Genomic DNA, 2,096 nt, shown 5'->3' on the forward strand with positions numbered 1-2,096 from the left:
GGCGGCAGCATTGCTGTTAGCCACAGGGTCGTTAGGATAATAACGAGGAATTAATTCCATGATTATATCGCGGTATTCTTTGCTGTCCACTCCGTAATCCTCGGCTACCTTATACATCTCTAACTGAGAGAGGTGTTCGGGAGAGCGTTTGATTACTTCTTTGGCTTCGGTAAGGGTGTAGTTTCTTACGGAGTAATCTACACGATATTCTACGCGACGCAAGTCGGGGTAAAGTTCGGTTAGCATCTTTCGGTAAGGAATACCTTTGTTTACACGTTTCAGGCGGAGTTCGCGAGCATCGGGAGCTTCGTCGTTTGTGATGATAGCCAACAGATCGGCTTTGGGTTCCAAGCTGCTTTCTTCCACCAGAATTTTCAGACCATTCCAGTCTTCAGCAGTATTCTTAACGGTGAAAAGGGCATCGGGGAAAGCATAACGTGTACGGATATATTCTTTCAAAGCTAAAGCACGATTGTAAGAAAGCTTATCATTAGATTTATAGCTGCCTTCGGGAGAAGCGAAACCTTCAACGATCATGCCGGTCATTTGAATATCGGGATCGTCGGCAATACCCGAAACAGCATCATTGATCTTGGTTAGCTCCACCGGGTTACGACGGAACTCGGGAAGAATTACCGAACGGCCTACCTGGAAATCGAGGAAGGCACTACCTTGGCGGTTACGGGTTTTGATTTCTGCATCGGGTTCAACCATTGCAACCAACGGATTCACTTCGTAAGGAATACGAGGAGAAAGTTCCACCCGATTAGCCAAACTGTAAACGTACAGACGACTTTCGCCACGACAACCGGTGATCTCTTGTTTCAGAGAAAAGCGACTGTTATCCATCCACTCTTCGTAAGGAACACGGATAGAATAGGTGAACATTTCATTGGTTTGTTCGTTTGTATTGATCTGAAAACGAGGAGCTTCATAATGTGATAACCACTCATCGCTGGTTATAGCAAACCAACGGCGATTCAGGTTGACACGAGCACGACCGGTTAGCTGAATATAGGGAAGCGAAAGTTGAGGACCGCCACCATCTACACTAATCTGAGGCTCGAAAATCACCGAACCACAATTGGGAGAAGCTTTGGAGTCGACACGAATATCGAAGCTTACGTAAAGGCTATCGCCAACTTCGCGGAACTCACGACCTTCTACAAAAACAAGGCCTTTGTAATCCTGAGCAAGAGCCTCTCCCCAACCCTCTCCCAAGGAGAGGGAGAAAAGAAAGAAAAGACAGCCTCTCCCCAGGAGAGGGAGATGGGAGAATGATTGACTAATAAAAGTATATATTGTTTTCATGAAATACGGAATTATATGTTGTAAAATAAGATTTCGATGTATCTCCCCTCCCCCTCTCCTTGGGAGAGGGCCGGGGAGAGGCTTTTTTATTTTAGGATATATACAAAACTCACCGTAGCACGCGTAGGGCCGATATAATGCTTGTTCTTTGTTTTTTCAAAGTCGCCACATTCGCCAAAGATGTAACGGTCGTAATCAATATACAGGTACCCCAAACCGATAGAGGCTTCTATATTCCAACGGGGAGAAAGGTACCATTGATAACCGTAGCTAAAGCCGCCACCGTAAAGTTGACCTTCGTAGCGGTGTTCTTTCAAAGCACCAAGGCGCAAACCGCCCACATTAAATTGAGACCAAGTAGGATGGAAACCCCAGAAGTGACCGTAGAAAGGCTCGCAAAGCCAGATACGAAACTCGGGCTGAACAAGGATGTGCTTAAACTTCTTCTCGTCGAAGTTCCAGGGGTTATAGCTAACATCTAAGTTTACGCTGTAACGTTTGGAGATGCGGTATTCAACACCTACATTTAAGCTTAAAGTAGCATCAAGCAGAGTATTGTTCTTAAATCCCCAACGAGGAATAGCAGTGCTATATGCATGAGGAACGTCGTAACGAGTCATAACCTGGCTATAGGAAAACAGGCTAAAAAAGCTCGCAAAGAACAGCAATACAGATAGTTTCATATTTTCTAAATATCTATTAAAATAGGATTTGGCTTCAGTGAGAAATATCAATGTCCGTCTCTGGGAAAGAGATGGACACAAAAAACAAAAGAAGAAAGCATT

Annotated in this window: 2 protein-coding genes; both read right to left on the reverse strand. The window is 44.7% G+C overall.

Annotation, left to right across the window (positions count from 1 at the left end):
- Positions 1–1,311, reverse strand: a 1,311-nt coding sequence (locus D0T60_RS18460) for a hypothetical protein (protein WP_163219954.1), incomplete at its 3' end; no start/stop codon positions are given.
- Positions 1,312–1,397: 86 nt separating this feature from the next.
- Positions 1,398–1,994, reverse strand: coding sequence for a DUF3575 domain-containing protein (locus tag D0T60_RS18465; RefSeq protein ID WP_239059614.1), 597 nt, complete (start codon positions 1,992–1,994; stop codon positions 1,398–1,400).
- Positions 1,995–2,096: the final 102 nt, after the last annotated feature.

The organism is Bacteroides sp. 224 (assembly GCF_010500995.1).
In the GTDB taxonomy this organism is placed as follows: domain Bacteria; phylum Bacteroidota; class Bacteroidia; order Bacteroidales; family Bacteroidaceae; genus Bacteroides.